This is a genomic window from Streptomyces sp. NPDC058086 (assembly GCF_042885015.1).
Classification (GTDB): Bacteria; Actinomycetota; Actinomycetes; order Streptomycetales; family Streptomycetaceae; genus Streptomyces.
On the sequence record NZ_JBHVST010000014.1, the window covers coordinates 20,532 to 40,086 of the forward strand.

Annotated in this window: 16 protein-coding genes; 13 read left to right on the forward strand and 3 right to left on the reverse strand. The window is 65.3% G+C overall.

What is annotated here, in order from left to right; all coding sequences use genetic code 11:
* Nucleotides 1-115: 115 nt before the first annotated feature.
* Entirely contained in the window at nt 116-1,522 is a 1,407-nt protein-coding gene (locus ACFVWD_RS13600) for an MFS transporter (RefSeq protein WP_389595943.1), read from the forward strand.
* Between the two features lie 292 nt (nt 1,523-1,814).
* On the opposite strand, the gene ACFVWD_RS13605 is transcribed toward ACFVWD_RS13600, so the two are convergent.
* Nucleotides 1,815-2,660, reverse strand: coding sequence for a class E sortase (locus tag ACFVWD_RS13605; RefSeq protein ID WP_389595945.1), 846 nt, complete (start codon nt 2,658-2,660; stop codon nt 1,815-1,817).
* Nucleotides 2,661-2,848: 188 nt separating this feature from the next.
* On the opposite strand from ACFVWD_RS13605, the gene ACFVWD_RS13610 reads away from it, so the two are divergent.
* From ACFVWD_RS13610 to ACFVWD_RS13625, 4 genes are all read left to right on the forward strand, one after another.
* Nucleotides 2,849-3,868, forward strand: coding sequence for an SEC-C metal-binding domain-containing protein (locus ACFVWD_RS13610; RefSeq protein WP_389595947.1), 1,020 nt, complete (start codon nt 2,849-2,851; stop codon nt 3,866-3,868).
* 255 nt (nt 3,869-4,123) lie between these two features.
* Nucleotides 4,124-5,701: a substrate-binding domain-containing protein gene (locus ACFVWD_RS13615; protein ID WP_389595948.1), complete on the forward strand. Its 1,578-nt coding sequence runs from the start codon at nt 4,124-4,126 to the stop codon at nt 5,699-5,701.
* 324 nt (nt 5,702-6,025) lie between these two features.
* Nucleotides 6,026-6,331, forward strand: a complete 306-nt coding sequence (locus ACFVWD_RS13620) for a transposase (protein WP_389595950.1) — start codon at nt 6,026-6,028, stop codon at nt 6,329-6,331.
* A 158-nt stretch (nt 6,332-6,489) separates the two neighbouring features.
* Nucleotides 6,490-7,605: a hypothetical protein gene (locus tag ACFVWD_RS13625; protein ID WP_389595952.1), complete on the forward strand. Its 1,116-nt coding sequence runs from the start codon at nt 6,490-6,492 to the stop codon at nt 7,603-7,605.
* Between the two features lie 18 nt (nt 7,606-7,623).
* On the opposite strand, the gene ACFVWD_RS13630 is transcribed toward ACFVWD_RS13625, so the two are convergent.
* Nucleotides 7,624-8,469 carry a DUF6602 domain-containing protein gene (locus ACFVWD_RS13630; RefSeq protein WP_389595954.1) on the reverse strand — a complete coding sequence of 282 codons (846 nt, stop codon included), beginning with the start codon at nt 8,467-8,469 and terminating at the stop codon, nt 7,624-7,626.
* Between the two features lie 244 nt (nt 8,470-8,713).
* Between ACFVWD_RS13630 and ACFVWD_RS13635 the strand changes: the two genes are divergently transcribed.
* Complete coding sequence (locus ACFVWD_RS13635; protein ID WP_389595956.1) at nt 8,714-11,875, forward strand: DUF3427 domain-containing protein; 3,162 nt, start codon at nt 8,714-8,716, stop codon at nt 11,873-11,875.
* A 3-nt stretch (nt 11,876-11,878) separates the two neighbouring features.
* Here the strand turns inward: ACFVWD_RS13635 and ACFVWD_RS13640 are convergent, their stop codons facing one another.
* The gene (locus ACFVWD_RS13640; RefSeq protein WP_389595958.1) at nt 11,879-12,541 is read right to left on the reverse strand and encodes an ATP-binding protein; all 663 of its coding nucleotides are present in this window, start codon (nt 12,539-12,541) and stop codon (nt 11,879-11,881) included.
* A 213-nt stretch (nt 12,542-12,754) separates the two neighbouring features.
* On the opposite strand from ACFVWD_RS13640, the gene ACFVWD_RS13645 reads away from it, so the two are divergent.
* From ACFVWD_RS13645 to ACFVWD_RS13675, 7 genes are all read left to right on the forward strand, one after another.
* Nucleotides 12,755-13,600 carry a helix-turn-helix domain-containing protein gene (locus ACFVWD_RS13645; RefSeq protein WP_389595959.1) on the forward strand — a complete coding sequence of 282 codons (846 nt, stop codon included), beginning with the start codon at nt 12,755-12,757 and terminating at the stop codon, nt 13,598-13,600.
* Nucleotides 13,600-13,800, forward strand: coding sequence for a DUF397 domain-containing protein (locus ACFVWD_RS13650; RefSeq protein ID WP_389595960.1), 201 nt, complete (start codon nt 13,600-13,602; stop codon nt 13,798-13,800). Before ACFVWD_RS13645 ends, ACFVWD_RS13650 begins: the two co-directional genes overlap by 1 nt.
* Nucleotides 13,801-13,952: 152 nt before the next feature.
* A complete protein-coding gene (locus tag ACFVWD_RS13655) occupies nt 13,953-14,594 on the forward strand; it encodes an HAD family hydrolase (RefSeq protein WP_389595962.1) in 642 nt (213 codons plus the stop codon).
* Nucleotides 14,595-14,700: 106 nt separating this feature from the next.
* Nucleotides 14,701-15,888 carry a helix-turn-helix domain-containing protein gene (locus ACFVWD_RS13660; protein WP_389595963.1) on the forward strand — a complete coding sequence of 396 codons (1,188 nt, stop codon included), beginning with the start codon at nt 14,701-14,703 and terminating at the stop codon, nt 15,886-15,888.
* A gap of 94 nt (nt 15,889-15,982) precedes the next feature.
* Complete coding sequence (locus tag ACFVWD_RS13665; protein ID WP_389595965.1) at nt 15,983-16,180, forward strand: hypothetical protein; 198 nt, start codon at nt 15,983-15,985, stop codon at nt 16,178-16,180.
* Between the two features lie 663 nt (nt 16,181-16,843).
* A complete protein-coding gene (locus tag ACFVWD_RS13670) occupies nt 16,844-17,449 on the forward strand; it encodes a DUF5753 domain-containing protein (RefSeq protein WP_389595966.1) in 606 nt (201 codons plus the stop codon).
* Between the two features lie 590 nt (nt 17,450-18,039).
* Nucleotides 18,040-19,386, forward strand: coding sequence for a DUF222 domain-containing protein (locus ACFVWD_RS13675; RefSeq protein ID WP_389595968.1), 1,347 nt, complete (start codon nt 18,040-18,042; stop codon nt 19,384-19,386).
* The last annotated feature ends 169 nt before the right edge of the window (nt 19,387-19,555 follow it).

Below are 19,555 nucleotides of genomic sequence, written 5' to 3' on the forward strand. Positions count from 1 at the left end.
TTTCGACCTGTCGGTTCAATGAACGAACCTAAGGTGCTACGGTCGACCCACGGGGGTGGTTCATTGACTGAACCTACCCCTCCATCGATCCGCTCCGGAGCCCGAAGGGCAGACCATGTCCCAGCTCGACCACGCCACCACCGCGAAGGCGTCTTCGGCACCCCCCGGCACACACCCCGAGACACCCCCGCGGGCGACCGCCACCCTCGCCGTCACCAGCGCCGCCACCGCCGTGGCCCTGATGACGTACACCGCGCCGATGGTCACGCTCCCCGACACCGCCGCCGCGCTGCACACCCCCGTCTCCGCCCAGGCCTGGCTGCTCAACGGCACCCCGCTGGGCCTCGCCGCGCTGCTCCTGGTCGCGGGCAGCCTCGCCGACGACTACGGCCGCCGCCGGATCTTCCTCTCCGGCACCGTCGCCCTCGGCATCACCACCGCGCTCGGCGCGCTCGCGACCTCCACCTGGCTGTTCACGCTCGCCCGCGTCGCGCAGGGCGCGGCGAGCGCCGCGATCCTCGCCAGCAGCCTGGGCCTGCTCGTCCACGCCTTCCCGACCGCCCGCGGCAGACTGCACGCGACCGGCGTGTGGGGCGCGTTCGTCAGCGGCGGCATAGCCCTGGGCCCGCTGCTCGCCGGCGCGATCGCCCAGACGTCGGACTGGCGGATCGCGTACGCCGTCCTGGGTGCCGCCGCGCTCCTGGTCGCCCTGCTGGGCACCCGCGCCCTCACCGAGTCCCGGGCCTCCCGAGGCGGTCGCCCCGACCTGGCCGGCGCCTTCACCTTCGGCCTGGCGCTCGTCGCCCTGGTGGCCGCGCTCACCCTGGGCCGGGACGGCTGGCTGCGCCCGTCGGTGGGCCTCCTGCTGGCGGCGTTCGCCGTCCTGACGACGGCGTTCGCGTTCGTCGAACACCGAACCCGTACGCCCATGATCGACCTCTCCCTGCTCCGCCACCGCCGCTTCCTCGCCTCCTCCGCGAGCGGTCTGTTCACCGGTCTCGCGGTGATCGGCCTGTTCAGCTTCCTGCCGGCACTGCTCCAGCAGACCCTGGGCCTGTCCGCGCTGGACACGGCGTGGCTGTTCCTGCTCTGGTCCGGGCTGTCGTTCGGGGTCGCCCTGCAGGCGCGGCGCCTCGCGGGCCGGATCTCCCCGCGCCACCAACTCGCCCTCGGCTTCGCGCTGCACGCGGCCGGCGTCCTGACGATGCTCGGCGCGCTCGACGCCGGTTCATGGACCCGCCTGCTGCCCGGCTTCCTCGTCTCCGGCGTCGGCAGCGGGCTCCTCAACGCCGCACTGCCGCTCGTCGCGGTCGAGTCCGTCCCCGCGACCCGCGCCGCGATGGGCTCGGGCGCGCAGCAGACGTTCCGCTACATCGGCTCCTGCGCCGGCGTGGCCCTGACCATCGCGATCGTCACCTCCACGGGCGGGCTCGCGCACGGCGCGGACATCGCGATCGCGGTCTCGGCGGGGCTGGCGCTGGTGGCGGGCGCGAGCGTGCTGGCCCTTCGGGAGCGGGGCTGACGCTTGCCTTGCGGGGCCGGTCCCCGGGCGGGGCCGCTCTCCGGGTAGGACGGGGCCGCTCTCCGGGTAGGACGGTTCCGTCGGATGACGGGAGCGTTCCCCGGGCGGGACCGTTCCCCGGGCAGGAGCGCACCCCGGACGGGGCCGTTCCCCGGGCGGGAGCGCACCCTCGGCGGGAGCGTTCCCCGGGCAGGAGCCCACCCCGGACGGGACCGTTCCCCGGACGGGACCGTTCCCCGGACGGGAGCGCACCCTCGGCGGGACCGTTCCCCGGGCGGGGCGGTGATCGTGGTCAACGGGGGCGCATGGAGGTCAACGTGCCCCACACCACGAGCCGATACCGGGAGGTGTACTCGGGTGTGCAGGTGGTGAGGGTGATGTAGTACCCCGGCGCGCTGTACCCGTAGGCGGGCCGAACGGTACTGCGCGGCACTTCCCGAATGACCCCTCCGTCATTCGCGGAGGTCTGCGCAAGCGTCTTGTCGACGACGTAGACGTAGCGCCCGGCCGCCGTCTCGACATCGATCTCGTCCCCCCGCCGCAGCCGGTTGATGTACCGGAACGGCTCCCCATGAGTGTTCCGATGCCCCGCGAGCGCGAAGTTCCCGGCCTGTCCGGCCTGTTGGGTGTGCGGGTAGTGCCCGACGTACCCCTTGTTGAGGACATCCCGCTTGCTGACCCCCTCCGCGACGGGCACACGAAGACCGAGCCGGGGAATGGAGAGAACGGCGTACGCCTGGGACGACCGTGGCGTTCCCTGAGCCCGCCCACTCCTGGTGGACGCCCCGGAGCCACCACCGGAGGACGCACCACCCCCCGCCGGATCACCCGACCCACTCCCCGCACCCGACACCCCCGCACCCGCGCCCTGTGCCTCTCCCTGTCCCTGTCCCTCGTCCTCCCCGCTCCCCCACCCCTTCTCCAACGCCTGAACCTTCCTCTCGGCGCCCTCCCGGGCCTGCCGATTGGTCCACCAGAGCTGGTGCACGACGAGAAGCAGGAGAAGGAGGCCGACGGTGACGAGAACCTCGCCCCCGCCCCACACCACCCGCCGGTACGCGGCCCGCCGCCGCCGAGTGCCGTGATCCACGACGCCGGGAGCCCCGAGGCCGCGCCGCACGATGCCGGGAGCCCACATACCGATGCCTCGCCTCCTTGACCGCCTCGCCTCCCCGACCGGGCCCGCAAGATAAGGGCTGCGCCCCGAACTCACCAGCCCCATGACCGCCCGAACCGTTCTTCGGCACCCAAGGGCAACGAAGAGATCCCGCCCTCTGGCCTGCAGGTATCTCTCCCTCGTACGGCATCGGCAGTACGGTGTCCCCCATGCGCCCCGACACGTCTGCCGAGCACGTCGACCACAACGCCGAAGCAGCGCGCCTGGAGCGGACCGCAGGCCTCTACCCCGAGGACGCCGAACACCTGCTCGTGCAGGCCGCGGCCCACCTCGAACTGGCCGGCGACCGCCCCGGAGCCACCGCGCTCTACGACCGCCTGCTGTCGTCCTCGACGCCCCTGGAGCACCCCCATCTGGTCCGCGCCCTCAAGGCGTCGAACCTGTGGGAGTACGGCCACGAGGCCGAGGCCCGGGCGATCATCGACGGCATCCGCGCCGCGTCGCCCCGGGACCCGGCCCCCTGGGTGATCGTGGCCGAGGCCCTGGAGTCCCACGACGAACTGGAAGCGGCGCAGGAGACGTTCACCCAGGCCGCGCAGCTCCTCCTCACGGAGACGTCGGAGCCCCCGTACTCCACCCACCCGCTCCTCTTCGGCCGCCACCGCGTCCGCCGCATGCTGGGCGCGGCCCACGACAACTGGGACACCCTGGCCGACACCCTCCACTCGTCCCCGGTCTCCCTGGACGAACTCCACGACCCGAAACGCGTCTGGTCCCTCGGCTCGGACAACCCTGCCGAACTCCAGGCGGAAATCTCCCGCCTGAGGGCGGAGCTGGGCACGTTCAGGGAGGCACTGTCCCGCCCGTTCCCGGTGGCGATCCTCCACTGGCCGACCACCGAACTGACGGAACTCCTGACGGCGTACCCCACCCTCTCCTCGGAGTACCCGTCCCACGACGAACACCTCGCGACCATAGAGTCGTCGCTACGGGAACTGGCGACTTCCGGCACCCCGAACCTCGGCATCGTCACGGGAACCGTCCCGTCCTACGAGGCCTTCGCCGCGTCGGAAGCCTCCTCCCCGTCGGACGCGACCCTGCTCCCGCAGTACGCGACGACACTGGCGGCGCGAGGGCTGGCGGTGGCTTGGCCGCCGCAGCGGGCGGTTGAGTGCTGGTGCGGGTCGGAGCGCGGCTATGGGGAGTGCCACGGAACCACCGCCGAGTAGCCACCGCCGAGTAACGCGACTCTCTTCCCCCCGGCTCCCCGACTCCTCGGCTCCTCGGCCTCGGGGCCGGGGATACCGGGCGTCATCAGCTTGCCCCCGGCTCCCGAAGTCATGGCGTCGCCCTGCCTGGCGAACCCCAGGTGTCCCAGGTGACGCCCCGGTGAAATCAATCGCAAGGATCTGAGCACCCCCGGCGCCCCGGGAACCCGACCGCCACCATGGCCCTCCCAGCCCCTTCTTCTGCGGGAGTCGACCGTGAACGGTTCCTGGCAACTCGCGTTCGCCGTAGTGGGCTTGGCCCTTCCCGGGATTGCGGCCCTCTGGGAGTTCGTCCTCGTCGGCCGCAAACGGCTGGGCTACCGAGTCCAGATGGACACGACCGCCCGGGACGAACGCGCCTTACCGTACGCCGGGGTGCTTCATCAGATGCAGCGGGCCAACGGCGGCCCGCTGCGTGACCCGTCCTTCGTGCTGCTGCGGATCGAGAACAGCGGCTGGGCCCCCATCGTGGAGAACAGCTACCTGGCGCCCGACCGGGGCCACGCGGGCATCCAGGTCAAGTGCAGGGGCCGCCGCGTCGTCGGCATGGTCGTGACCGAACTCAGCCGCAACGAGCTGCGCGGCTTCTTCACGCCGAGCAGCGACGACCAGCACCCCACACCGCGTGTCCCCGGCCTCGGGGTCACCGACGGCGTCATCGAACTGCCCAAGGTGAAACTGAACCGCGGCGACCACTACAAGGTGCTGGCGGTCCTGGAACGCGAGGAGAGCTTCACGGACGAGGAGTTCCCCGAGCCCGAGGTCGTCGCGAGCATCGTGGGCGGAGTACGCCGCGGGAAGATCAAGAAGACCGAGTACTACCCGTTCGCCTCGAAGCCGGTCAGGTGGGTGCTCGCCCTCCTCGTCATGGTCAGCGCCGTCCAGTCCATCCTCACGTTCACCAGGCACGATGCCACGGCCGCACCACTGGACTGCGCCACCGGGACGCTCACCCTGTCCGGCTCCACCGCGTTCGCGCCAGTGCTCCAGGAGGCGGCGAAGCAGTACCACAGGACCTGCCCCGACGCCTTCATACCCATCACCACCGACACGTTCCACGGCAGCGTGTCGGGGCTCGACGCCCTCGCCACGGCGGGCGGGAAGACCAAACTAACGGGCAGCCAGGGACTGGGCGACCGGCTGGCCTTCAGCGACGGCCCCAAGAGCGACGGCCGTCCACAGCTACTCCCCAGACCCGTTGCCCTGTCTCTGTTCGCCCTGGTCGTCAACAAGGACGCCGGCGTCCAGGACCTGTCCCTGAAACAGATCAGGAACATCTACGCCGGAAAGATCACCAACTGGAACCAGGTGAAGGGCAACAACGTGCCCATCCACCTCGTCAGCCGCAACCCCGGCTCGGGTACCCGAACCACACTGGAACGCCAAGTACTGGACAGCAAGCCCTTGTTGGCCGTCACCGCGAACGACTGCACGGCACTGGACGAGACCAAGCCCGGCCGCTGCGAGGTCAGCGACACCGAGACCCTCCTGAGCACCGTGGCCTCAACACCCGGAGCCCTCGGCCACAGCGAGGTCGGCGCCGCCACCGCACACGACGACGTCCAGCAAATCCGCATCGACGGCTACCCGGCCACCCTCGAAGGCGCGGACGAGGGCGCCTATCCGTACTGGCAGACCGAGTACGCGTACACCTACGGAGAGCCGCCCGCGAACTCCCTCGCCGCAGGATTCCTCCGCTACCTCGCCAACGAGGTCGGCAAGGACATCATCCGCTCCCACGGCGACCGCCCATGCGCCCAACTGGCCAAGCCATTGCTTTGCCGCCCCAGTTAGCCTCGGGATTTCACGTGGCTCGGTGTCAGGGCTCGGTCACTGAAAGGGTCATTGAAAGGTGGGCGGTGGGCTGAGCCGCCGTCACCCAAAGTTGCGGACCGGCCTGATATCGCACCGCCTCGGCCCCAGATTTGTCAGGCGACGCAGCGGTGGTTCTTCCCACCTGCCCTGGACAGAGGTGCCGCTGATGGACCGCACCCGCACCACCGCCCACGGCCGCGCGAGATCCGCCGCCTGAAGGCCGTCACCGTGCCGCGGCTGCCGTTCCCGCACGCCGGCCAGGCACTGTAGACCGTCCGCCGACGGCGCACGGTGCGCACCGAAATGGTGTCGCTTGAACGCGTCCACGTGGTCACCAGCCTGACAGCCCACCAGGCGACACCCGCCGACCTGGCGGAACGCGTACGCGAGCACTGGGCCATCGAGAATCCCGAGCACCACGTCAGGGATGTGACATTCGGGGAGGACACCTCGCGGGTGTGGACCGGTAGTGCACCGCGGGCGATGGCCTCCCTGAGACACCTGGCCATCGGCGCGCTCCGCCTGGCGGGGCGGGACAACATCGCCGAGGTCCTACGCCATCACGGACGGGACATGACCCGGCCGCTGGCAACCCTCCGACCCACGTGATCGTTCCCGGCCGATCACGAGAACGACGGAGCCCTGGGCCTCTGGCACCTGCACTGGGAACCACGCACCAACACCCGCGGAGCCTTCCGCGAACTCGCCTGCTGGCTCTGCACCAACACAACTCAAGTCACTGCCTTGGTAGTTGTTAGAGTCATGACATGGAGACAAAAGTTGACACGATTGTTCCTGGAAATGTGCACACGCGAGCAGAGATCATCCAGGCGTTCGGAGGAAGCACGCAGGGCGGCATATGCCCCTCAATCGAAAAGCGTAGCGTCAACCTCTACTCGGACCCCACCGTCGGAGAGGCCAACGGCTACTACGACGGTTGGCTGGCAGAGGAAGACGACCTGGGGCCCATCTTCGAGTACACCGGGGCTGGAAAGTCTGGCAATCAGACGTTCGCCGGACTCGCTGGCACAGGCAACCGAGCCATCCTGCGCCACGCTGAACAGAGCCGCACATTGCGAGTTTTCACACAGGTCGGCCGGGTTCCCAAAAGCGACACCAAGACGCATCGGTATCTCGGGGAATTCACTCTGGACGCATTGGAACCTTATGTGTGGCGCAGAGTGCACGGCGAGGATGGAAGACAACGCAATGTAATCGTTTTTCGCCTTCGACCGGACGGGGAAGTCCAGCACTCTTCAAAGAACCTAATCCCACCCGCAAAAGAGACCACATGGGAACTCGTCCCATTCGAGGTAGTTACTGCAGCGACCCTTCAAACCGATCCTGCAACTACTGGGGCGCTGTCAACTTCCAAGCAGCGTAGAAAAAAATCCAGCTCTTTGCGAAAGGCTAACGAGAATGCCGCTACCAGCGGCTCTTTCGTCACTCCGGAGGCCTTCAATAAGAAGATGAGTCTTCGCGCGTCGGCCGCAGCCCACATCGTTGTGCGCCGTGAAGCCGAGTTGACGCGCACCTACATGGCCTATCTTAAATCTATGGGACGCAAGACTGGTGCCTTCCAGATTAAAGTCAAGGGTCTTACGTCCACTCTGAGGACAGATCTCTATGACGCAACGGAACACGTACTCTACGAAGCTAAGGGATCTAGCGCCCGCGAGGACGTAAGGATGGCTCTCGGTCAGATTCTGGACTACAGCCGCTATGTGCGGACTAAGGACCACACAGAGCCACCCAAGCGTGTCATCCTCCTCCCCGCACAACCTGATCTGGATATGTTCGATCTGTGCGAATCCTGCGGGGTGGAAATAGTTTACAGATCAGAAAATGGTAGCTTCATCGGGGAATCCGTGCCGGCTGAATAGATCTTCGGAGCCTTCTGCTCATAACCCTTCCAACATCTTAGGGGGCCTACCTGCGGGAGTCATGCGCCATCGACGTGAAATGACGCCAAGGCGAGCGGCTCCCGCATATGGTACGAGGTCGATCGGATTCATCCAGGCATCGGAAAAATGAATGTTCAAGTGTAGCGCGAGAGCTAGGAGAATGTCCTGAGATGTATCCGTATCGATTTGCGCGAGTAGAGACCCCGGCTCGGGCGAACGCTCGAGAAGGTGATTGTCAGGATTCTGCCATTGCAAATGCCCCTTACCTAGCACCCACACGCTATCAGGCCATTCGACTGGAGGCCGATTTTGACACCAGTCCATAAGATGGCTACCGATGGTCTCTAATTTCAGACTATCAAAAGCGACGATGATCCCAGAGGTTGGGAAGAAGTCGTAGACTTTCCCATACGCCGACGTTTTCCGCGGTATGAGACCAGGCGTCGGACGATAGGAACCCTTCGACATGTGCCGCAGTTTGCTGATCTTGTTGCACGCGTCTACGAGTTGTTCCTTATCCAGTTTGGTCTTCACTTCAACGACGCCATAAACGCACTCATTTGGGAGGATTCGGTACCCGTTCAGAGTGGTGAAGGGTGGGGTTCCTCGATCCGCGAGAACGATGTCACATTGAGGAGAGGTCTCACCTGAGGCAGTGATGATTTCGGCATTATGCACCGTTTCCACGTGGGATGGTAAATAGCTAGCGAGAAACTCGCGAACCAGAGCTTCTCGGGAGGTGCCCGCTTCGCCGTTGTGGCTGAAATTCCTTGATTGCTCAAAATCTGCACGCATTCGCATGGCAACTGAGCCGAGTATTCTTCCAAGTTTCTCTTGAGGCATGAAATGATTCTAGGGTAGTCAACAGGTTTCTGCAGCTACGAAAGGAAACCCGGCGGGGGACCGGGGTCGGTCGGGTCCCAAGCGTCACCTAATCACCGATGGGCACGGCACGGCTCTCGCGGCGATCGTGCCTCTGTCCGACGAAGCACAGTTGGGTACGTCCAGCGGTCGGTCATAGCCTGCCCACTGTCAGTGGCATCTGTTACACATGGGCACAGCTGTCTGAGCGATCAAGGGAGCCAGAGTGTCCGAGCCGGGGGATCTGACGCAGCCTGCTGTGGGGGTGTACGAGGAGCTCATCACGGTGCGCTTCGAGCAAAAGTTGAAGGAGTTCGCGAGCCTCGGGTGGCATCCGACGAGCGACACGGTAGGAGCCGAGTCCGTTCCCCACGTTCTGGCAAGACACATCGCCCGGACGGTGCGCCGCGTTCTACAGAGTCTCCCTGCCGAGGAGCGGGTATACGCCGCAAACCACATCCTTGAGTCCATCAGCACCCTCGACGGAGCACGGGAGTGGGTGGATCTCGTGGCCACAGGACCTCGCCAACTTCTCGCGCTGACAAGGCAAGAGGCGCCCGGCGTCTTCGCTGTCCGTCCAGCCACCCCGCTGTCCGATACGGCTCTGATCACCAACTCCCCGGACGATCCAAGTCTCGGCTTTGAGCTTCGTGCAGAGCTCGCCACAGCCGACCGCGTGGACTTGCTCTGCGCCTTCGTTAAGTGGCATGGGCTACGCATCATCGAGCAGTCACTCAGAGCGGCTCACGAACGAAGCGTTCCCATACGTGTCATCACGACGATCTACATCGGGGCGACCGAGCGACGGGCGCTGGACAGGCTGGTGCGGGAGTTCAACGCCGAGGTCAAGGTCAACTACGAAACGCGGACGACACGTCTCCACGCCAAGGCGTGGCTCTTCCGTCGCAACAGTGGATACGACACTGCCTATGTCGGTAGCTCCAACCTCTCCAAGGCCGCATTGCTCGACGGCTTGGAGTGGAACGTCCGGCTGTCGTCCATCGCCACGCCTGACGTACTGCGGAAATTCGATGCGACCTTCGACGCCTACTGGAACGACCCGTCATTCGAGACGTACGACCCCGACGCTGACGGCACCAGACTCCAGGAGGCGTTGGCCATTGCGGGCGGGACATCGTCCATCGCAGCCGCGGACCGCAGGATCACTCTGTCTGGCCTGGAGGTACGGCCGTACCCGCACCAGCGCGACATGCTGGAGCGCTTGGACGTGGAGCGAGAGGTACACGACCGGCACCGGAATCTCCTAGTTGCCGCGACGGGGACCGGGAAGACGGTAATGGCGGCGCTCGACTACAAGAACCTACGCAAGAAATACGGCCGGGATCTGCGCCTGCTGTTCGTCGCGCACCGCAAGGAAATCTTGCAACAGTCGATGCGGACTTATCAAGACGTCTTGGTGGACGCAAACTTCGGCGAGTCACTCCACAGTGGGGAGATCCCGGAGCGCTGGTCCCACGTCTTTGCCAGCGTTCAATCGCTTAACGCTAGAGCACTGGATCAGCTCGACGCCGGCCACTTCGACGTGATCGTAATCGATGAATTCCACCACGGCACATCGCCGACGTACCGAAAGATTGTTGATCACTTCCGACCGCTGGAGCTGCTTGGGCTGACCGCGACGCCCGAGCGCATGGACGGTAGGAGCATCCAGGACGAGTTCTTCGGCGGGCGCATAGCTGCCGAGATGCGCCTGTGGGAGGCCCTGGAGAACGAGCTCCTCAGCCCTTTCCACTACTTCGGAATCAGCGACAACACCGACTTGAGTGCGGTGGAGTGGAAACGCGGCGCCTATGACGACGCCGCCCTGAGTAACGTCCTGACCGGCAATGACGCGCGGGCGCGACTCATCGTGAAGGCCGTAGAGGAGAAGCTCGTCGAGCCTGGCGCCATGCGAGCGCTGGGCTTCTGCGTCTCGGTCGCGCATGCCCACTTCATGGCCGAGTACTTCCGTTCCGCCGGTCTGAACGCCGTGGCCCTCTCCGGCGAGACTCCGGCCGAACAGCGTAGGCAAGCCCTCGCAGACCTTAAGTCCGGCGCGCTGCAAGTGATCTTCTCCGTGGACCTCTTCAATGAGGGACTCGACATCCCCGACGTAGACACCCTGCTCCTCTTGCGCCCTACCTCCAGTGCAACCGTGTTCCTCCAACAACTCGGCCGAGGTCTTCGCCGGAGCGAGAACAAAGCGGTGCTCACGGTGCTCGACTTCATCGGACAGCACCGCAAGGAGTTCCGCTTCGAGAACCAGTTCCGGGCCCTGACGAACCTCACCCGCAAACGGCTCCTGGACAACATCGAGCATGACTTCCCGCAACTTCCCTCCGGTTGCCAGATCATCCTTGAGGAGAAGGCCAAGAAGGCCGTCATCGACAACATCAAGGATCAGATCGGTGTCAACGTCACTGCCCTAGCCCGCGAAGTCGCGACCTACGCCGAGCCTCGGCTGAGCACCTATCTCTACGAGAGCGGGCGCGAGCTGAAGGAGCTGTATCGCGGCAATGGCAACTCCTGGACGGGACTGCTCCGGCGTGCCGGACTCCTCAAGGGCGAGCCTCCAGAGGGCGAAGCGGCTCTGCTTAAGCGCGTGCCTGCCTTCATCCACGTTGACGACCCCCTGCGCGTCGATGCGTACACCCGCATGTTGGAGGATGACGCCCCTTCGTACGGCGAACTCGACGAACGGGGACAGGCCTACGCTCGGATGCTCTTCTTCCAGCTCTGGCCTCTCGGAGGCGTCACCCGTAAGGGATTCAAGGATTACGACACTGGCTTCGCAACACTCCGAGGCCAGCACGCCGTACGCCGCGAGCTCCGCCAGGTGCTTGAGTACAACCTTGCCCATACCGAGCACATCCCGATCCCGCTCCTTGGCATCGGCGGCCAAACCGGTCTGCCGTTGACCATCCACGCCTCCTACAGCAGAGAGGAGATCCTCCCCGCACTCGGCCAGTCCTACATCGGCGGCTTCATGCCGGGAGATTTCCGCGAGGGCGTGAAGTGGTGCGAGTCCGCGAAGACCGATGCCCTGATGATCACTCTGGACAAGGACGACAAGGACTTCTCTCCCCAGACCCGCTACCACGACTACGCGCTGAGCGAGACCCTCTTCCACTGGGAGTCCCAGAACCAGACCTCGGCCACATCCGCCACGGGCCTGCGCTACCAACACCACGCGGCCGAAGGTAGCCACGTCCTACTGTTAGTCCGCCGCTACAAGAGCACCGACATCGGCGGCGCCCAACCGTGGATGCTGCTCGGCCCGGCTGAGTACGTCGAACACAAGGGGAGCAAACCGATGGCGATTACGTGGAAGTTGGCACACGAAATCCCAGCGGACGTCTGGACGTACTCCGCCATTGCTGCTGGGTGATGCTCACTCCTCACCTCCTGTCTGCTCCGCCTCCGACTCGAAGCGCATCTGGGCTCGATCGAGGGCTTCATCGGCATCAAGGCCATGCACGCGAAGCCAGTGGAGAAGGTCGGCGATGGCGTCAATCGCTGCCTCCTGCGCTACGGCCACGCTCAGCGGGCTTGGGCCCTGAGGGCCAGGTGTCTTCGCTGCGCCGTAGAAGGCGAGCATCGATCCTGTTCTTGCCACACGAGCACCCCCGCTGTGGCCATTGGGCGAGGTCAGTCCGGTGGACAGCTCGCACCAGGTGACCTTTCGGTCGGGGTGGAGTTGGACACCCCAGCGGTCGGCGGTGGCATTAACGAGAGCCATGCCCCGTCCGCCTTCAGAGTCGACTCCCGCCTGGATGAGGGTTGGCAGGGCACGGGTGTCGGGGTCCTGGACCTCGATGCGCAGGTAGGTGCCGTTCATGGAGACGGCGAGCGTGGTCGGGGTGCCGGCACCCACGTGCGTGATGACGTTGGAAACCAGCTCGGTGACGCACAGTTGCGCTGCCTCGGTGATCTCATACAGTCCCCAAAGGCCCAGATGAAGCCGCATGATGCGACGCAGAGCGGACACTTCCCTCGGCTCCGCTACGAACGGGATGTCCCACGGCTTCCTCGGCACACAACCCGCACAGTCCATGCGTCAAGTCCTCTCCTCGCACGTCGAGTTGCACCTTGCAATCGATGCAATACTGAGAGTGACATTGGAACTCTCGAAATGGAACTCTCATCATGTGATTGAGAGGAGCGACCAGGAGCGCAGCCACCCTTCGCGCGCCCCGGCGCACGCTGTGTTGCTGTCACGATCGGGCAGGCAGCAGGATCTGAGAGATCAACACGAAAGGTGCGGGATATGCCAGTTGGGCCCACCACTCGCAGACGCCAGCTTGGCGCCGATTTGCGCCGCCTCCGTGAACGCAAGGGCCTGACCCTGGAGGACGCCGGCGCACGGGTAGGCATCTCAAAGGCGACGCTCAGCCGCTATGAGACCAAAGAAGGATCAGTCAAGTGGCCTGCCGTTGACGCACTGTGCCGTGAGTACGGCACGTCTGACGAAGAACGCCTTGCACTCGTCGAACTCGCGAAGGGGGCCAAGATTCAAGGCTGGTGGAGGTCGCTCGCCGATCCCATCCCCGAGTCCATGAATCTCATGCTCACGCTTGAGGACGAGGTGGTACGCGAAGACCACTACGCCAGCATGTACATCCCTGGCCTCCTCCAGACCCGCGCCTACGCCGAGGCCGTACACCGCGCCTCAGAGATGCAGTGTTCAGAGAGGGAGGTGCAGCACATGGTCGACATCCGCATGAAGCGACAAGAGCTCCTTCAGCGCGATGAACCGCCGCACATCTGGTGTGTGATCGACGAGGCGGCGCTTCGTCGAAGTGTCGGTGGACGCAAGGTTATGCATGAGCAGCTTCAGCATCTTCTGACCGTGTCGGAACTGCCCCACGTCACCGCGCAAGTACTCCCGTTCTCAACAGGAGCTCACGCAGCCGCAGTTGGCAGCTTCGCGGTCTTGCGCGGCCCATCGCCTGAGCTGGACGTGGTGTACGTAGACATCCTCGGCGGCGGGCTCTTCATGGAGAAGCCACAGGAACTGGGGCGCTATAGATTGGCGTTCGAGTACCTCAGCGCTCAGGCACTCGATCTCGAATCCTCCGCAGCGCTCGTCCACCGCATAAGCAAGGAGTCCTGATGCCCGGACCGCTGGCACCCCACTGGTTCAAGTCGTCCTACAGCGGTGGTAGCGGCACCGAATGCGTCGAGTGCGCCCCTGGCGATGACGGCACCCTCGTGCGCGACTCCAAGAAGCCCCATGCTCCGGTCGTTGCCATACGTAGCCCTGCCTGGAAGGCGTTCGTACGGGCCGTGGGCGCGGGGCTATTGGAGCGCTGAGGGCAGAGACGTTCAGCAGTTGTTAGTGCAATGCCGACTCTTCCATGGGCAGTAAAAGAGCGCCCGTGTTCGTGGCCCCAACATATGCCCCTATCGCCGACAGAGCGCTCAGGTCTCCTCGTACCAGAGCATGACGCCGTAGGCTTCCCGGGGTGATTGAGACCATCGTCCTCGATGTCGGCGAGACCATCACCCGCGACGACCGCTACTGGCACTCGTGGGCGGACTGGCTCGACATCCCCCGTCACACCCTCTCCGCCCTCGTGGGAGCCGTGGTCGCTCAAGGCCGCGACAACGCAGACGCCCTACGGCTCGCTCGCCCCGGCATCGACGTGGCGGCCGAGTACCACGCCCGTGAGGCAGCCGGCCGGGGTGAGTTCCTCGACGAGACGGATCTGTACGGCGACGTCCGTCCCTCCCTGTCCGGGCTGCGCAAGCTCGGCATCCGCGTCATCATCGCCGGAAACCAGACCTCCCGCGCGGGCGAGCTGTTGCGTGAACTCGACCTGCCCGTTGATCTCGTCGTCACCTCTGGGGACTGGGGTGTGGCAAAACCGCACTCAGAGTTCTTCGAGCGCGTGCTGGAAGTGGCTCAAGCCGCGTCGGGAGAAACGGTGTACGTCGGCGACCACCCGACCAATGACATCTTCCCGGCGAAGGCGGCCGGGCTCCGGACGGCGCACATCCGTCGCGGGCCGTGGGGCCATCTATGGGCGGACGAGCAGGAGTTGAGAACGGCGGCCGATTGGCGAATCGACAGCCTCACTCAGCTCACCACAATCATCGCCAGGTGAATGCAAGGAAGCTGTCGCATCAACCAGGACCGGCAGGACCGTTCATGAACACGCTGCGTTGCGGACCGGGTACGGTTCGCAGCAGACATCTCGAGCTGGAGCCTGTATGCCCGCACATGCCAACGGTCGAGTAGGCAAGCGGATCGCCTACTACCGCAGCGTCATGCGCCCGAAGATGACGCAGGAGCAACTCGCCGACGCCGCCTGCGTCGCACTCGGCACCATCCGCAAGATCGAGCGCGGCGAGCGCGGCATCAGCAATGCCGTTCTCGAAGCCCTCGCTGCCGCTCTCGGCATCGATCCGAGCCGTCTGCGCGTCGACCGCGGCCCTGTGCACACCCGCGTGTACGAAGCGATGCCCGCGCTCTCCGCAGCGATCGCCACGTACGACGTCCCGGACGACGGTCCGACTCGCCCTTTCGATGAGCTGCGAGCTGCTGTCGCCCAGGCCGCTCGCTGGCGCCTTGCGGCCCAGTACACACGCATCGTCCGCGAACTCCCCGACCTGCTCGCCGAACTGACTCGTTCCTACCACCAAGCCCCCGCCCACGAGCAGCACGGACCGGCCGCGCTATTGGTCACCGCCTATCGAGCAGCGGACGCCGTCGCTTTCAAATTCGGTGCCCATGACCTGTCCGCGCGCTTGGTCGAGCTGATGCGGTGGGCTACCCCCGCCGCAGACGATCCGCTGCTCACCGCATCCGTCGCCTACGTACGAACAGAGACCTTCTTCGCCGCACGCGCCCATACCTCCGGGCTGCGCGCCCTCGATCACGCTATCGACTCGGCGCCCGTCCCGAACACGGCGTCGGCCATTGCGGCAAGAGGCGCCCTCCATATGAGGGCTGCGGTCATCGCCGGGCGGGCGGGTGACGCCACGGCCTCGGAAACCCACCTTGACGAAGCTCGAACCCTCGCGGACCAAGTATCCGAGTCCATCTACCACGGCACGGCGTTCGGACCCGACTCCGTCCGCATCCACGAGGTGTCCGTCGCCGTCAGCCTCGGAGACGACCACGTCAGCCGTGCTCTCACCGTCGCGCGTGATTGGAAGCCACCCGCCGATCTGCCCGCCGAGCGACGCTCCGGGTTCTACATCGAACTGGGCCGAGCCCAACTGTGGTCTGGGCTCGCAGACCATGCTTTCGAGTCCTTGAAGGTCGCCCGTCAGATCGCCCCGCAGCACACGCGGGAGCACCCATGGGTCCGTGAAGACGCTGCTACGTTGCGGCGGCTCAAGCGTGCAGACTCCGAGACGCTCACGAACTTCGCCGAGTGGTGCGCTGCCACCTGAGCTGCCAGCCGGCTACCCCTCACTGGGGTACTTGTGGCCCTTGCAGGCCCCCACCATCTGTGCGAGGCATTGGAACCAGCAGATGGGAACAGGGATGCCTGACGCAACCCCGCTCACGCTCATCCTCATCGAGGGCAGCATGGGCATCACTCGACTGCACGCCGAGGCCCGCTTCGGCCGCAGAGCCATCGCCAAGAACTTACGCGTGGCTGCGCCCGGGGCGCTCCGCGCCAGCACGCACGCGTGGCAGATCGCGACCTGCGAACGACGAAGCGAAGCGGTTGCCGCGTGAACGCCCCCGTAACGCCCCAGCCGCCATGGCTACCGCCCGAAGGAACAATCTGGCACGTCGAGGCTGGCACCCACTTCGATGCCGTTCGGACAGGCCGCACTCTCGGCGCTGCTGCACTCGCTCTACTCGGAGACGCATCGGGAGCAGTGATCTGCGATCCGTGGAGCCGCACCTACTACTTTCTGACCGAGCCGTCGTCGACGACCGGTTGGGATGTACGTGAGACAACCGCCTGCGGGTCCGCCACCTACGTCGTTGTCCCGCCCCTCAACTCCAGGGAAGTGGATCTGCACTGGGTTGTGAGGCCACCAGCCGATCGTCCATTCACGCCGCCAGAGCATCTGCGTCAGGCACTACAGACCGCAGTCGACGCGCAGTACGGCCCGCGAACGGAGTACTCGCGATGAGTGCGGAAGCAACCAGCGAAGTCGTCGATGCTTTCAGCGCCCTCGTTGATCACTGCCTGGCCTGCCGCGACTGTAGAGCGTCACCTGACCAGACGTGCCCGGCAGCGCAGCTGCTGTACCGCGACTGGAAAGCGGTGCGGAAGAAGAGTCTTCGCTGTGATCTGCGGAAAGTGTGACAAGACGAATCGGGTCGGCGAGGAGTACGACAGACGCGACAAGGAATCGTCATCACTGTCATCGACTGAAGGGAGGGGCGATGGCCCATTCCGTCCCGTGGCAACAGCGCCTGTCCAGTGGAACCGAAGACATCCAGGACGAGGTGATCCGCTGGTACCAACAGACTCGGCATGGCAAGGGGTACGTCCCCACGATGATCTGGGGCACCCTCCAGACCGAGGCCTACGCGACCGAAATCCTCCGCCGGGTCGTCAAATTCCTTGGGATTCCGGACGACGTTCCGGCAGGGGTGGCCAAGCGGATGGAGCGACAGCAGGTGCTGTACGACGGTGAGCACCACTATGACGTGATCCTCGGCGAACAGGCTCTGTACACGAACATCGGTGGACCGGAGGTGATGCGCGAGCAGCTGGAACGACTCCTCAGGGACATCGACCTGCCCTCGCTCTCCCTCGGCGTCCTGGCCGCCACTGCCGAGGTGAGCGTGATCCCTATGCCCGGCTTCAGTGTGTACGACGATGCCAGAGTTCACTACGAACTCGTCTCCACCGGTGTGGACGTCACCGAGCCGGATGAACTCGCGCTCCACAACAAGGCCTTCAACGCTCTGAGCAGAGTTGCCTGTTACGGCGACGTCGCCAAGGACCTGATCACCAAGGCCATGGTGTTCTGGAGCAACGACTAACTGATCCGTCGCCGCGGCGACGATCACGCCCGGTCGCGTCACGTTGGCATCAAGGCACCCAAGGCCGCCCGGTTTTGCTGAGTGTGGCGGTTCCGGGGCGAGCGTCAAGAGCGCCCTTCGGGCGTCGGCTGCGCCGATTGCGCTTCGCTCCACTCTTGACTCTCCCCCCTCCACCGCGGAGTGCTCTTGGCCGGGCGGCCCGAAAGGGGGCGGCGGGGGAAGCGAGGGTGAGGTTTCTTCGCGTTGCCGGGTGCCGGAAGTTTGTGGTTCGGGGATGCCCTCCACCGTCTGGGCACGCCGGGTTGGTTTGGCGGCTTCCGGATGGTGGGTGGGGCGCGAGCGCGTCTGGGGTGGTCCGGGTGGACCAGGGTGCTCGTCATCTCGGCGTGGCACCGGCTGGGATGGTGTGCTGTCTGGACCGGCGGCTGGCCGCCGACAGGCGGAGTTCCCGGTTCCGGGGTGGATCATTCTGACGGATGAAATGTGGCAATGAGCTGGGGATATCACTCTCCGTGAGCGATAATGGAGGGGTCGGACCGTTGGTCAGTGGGTGAGGTTCGGCGCTCTCATGGGGGACGGGGGTGAGCGCGGTGGCTGTTGTGGTGGACTCCGAAATCGATGTGTCGTCTGCGGTGGCAGATGAGTGGATCGCCGAATTGCGGTCGTGCGCGCCTTCGGTGGAGACCCTGGGGCTGTTGGTCGAGTTGGCAGGTGAGCGGCTTTCGGCGCGGGGGCGGATTGATGCCCTGGCCGTGTTCGAGAGGCATCTTGCCTGGATGCAGGGGATGCAGGTCGAGGTGTTGGCGGCGATCGGGGATTACGCGGATTCTGGGGCCGATGCTGCCGCGGCCGGTGAGGCGTTCGATGCTCGGCTGCTGCGGGAGTGGGACGCCGCGAGCGATGAAGTGGCTTGTGCCTTGCGGTTGGCCAGCGGTACCGCTTCGCGGCGGCTCGATGTGGCGCAGCAGCTGTGCGCTCGGTATCCGGCGACTCTGGAGTTGCTGAAGCGTGGGGAGATCTCCTATCTGCAGGCTGAGGCCGTCACGGAATTGTGTGCGGTTCTCGAGCCGGACACGGCTGGGCAGGTTGAGGCCGTCGTGGTCGCGAAGATGCCGGAGTTGGCCGTCGGGCAGACGCGGGCCTTATTGCGTCGGCAGATTCATAAGGCCGATCCGGACGGGGCTGCGGAGCGGCATCGGCGGCGCAAGGTGGAACGGGAGACTGTCTTTTATCCGCGAGAGGATGAGATGGCCCTCTTCGGCGCCGTCCTGCCTGCTGAGCAGGCTGCTGAGATGGGACAGGCCGTCGATGCACATGCGGCCACCTTCGACAATGACGGGCGGACTCTGGCGCAGAAGCGTGCCGACGCGTTGTACGACCTCGTGGTCAACCGGAGTGGTGTGGCGGGAGATTGCGGCGGTCCGGCGCGCGGTCGGGCTGCTGCCGTCGTGCAGGTCACTGTGCCTCTTGATGTTCTGGTGGGGGCCGAGGAGGGGTCGGCCGAGCTGAAGGGGTACGGGCCGATCACCGTGGGGCAGGCGCGTGAGATCGCTTTTGCTCCGGGGACGATCTGGCGGAGGCTCATTACTGATCCTGACAGTGGGCTGCTCGTGAAGGTTGATCCGACCACCTATCGGCCCACGGCCGATGCCGAGCGGCAGGTCATTGCCCGCGATCAGTACTGCGCCTTTCCCAGTTGTCGGATGCCTGCGCATCGCTGCGATGTCGATCACGTCGAGCCGTTCGATCACGAGCGTCCTGAGGCGGGTGGGCTGACGGTTCCCGAGAATCTGCAGCCGTTGTGTCGGCGGCATCATCGGCTGAAGACCCACCATCCCGGGTGGAGGGTGACGCGGGATCCGCATACGGGGATCGCCAGTTGGACGAGTCCCACCGGGCATACGTACAGGAATGCGCCGCCCGTTTATCGGGAGTGAGTGATCAACCGTTCTGGTTCGCTGGTTCGGCGGACGGCTTTCAGCGAAGGCCACGCCTTGGGGCTGCACGCAGGAGGTTCCACGCTCTGCTTCATGACTCCCGTGGCCGCAGGGAGACTTGCTGCTCTGCGTGTGGTGACCGTCAGCGGGGCACGGTGGGCGAGCCGTC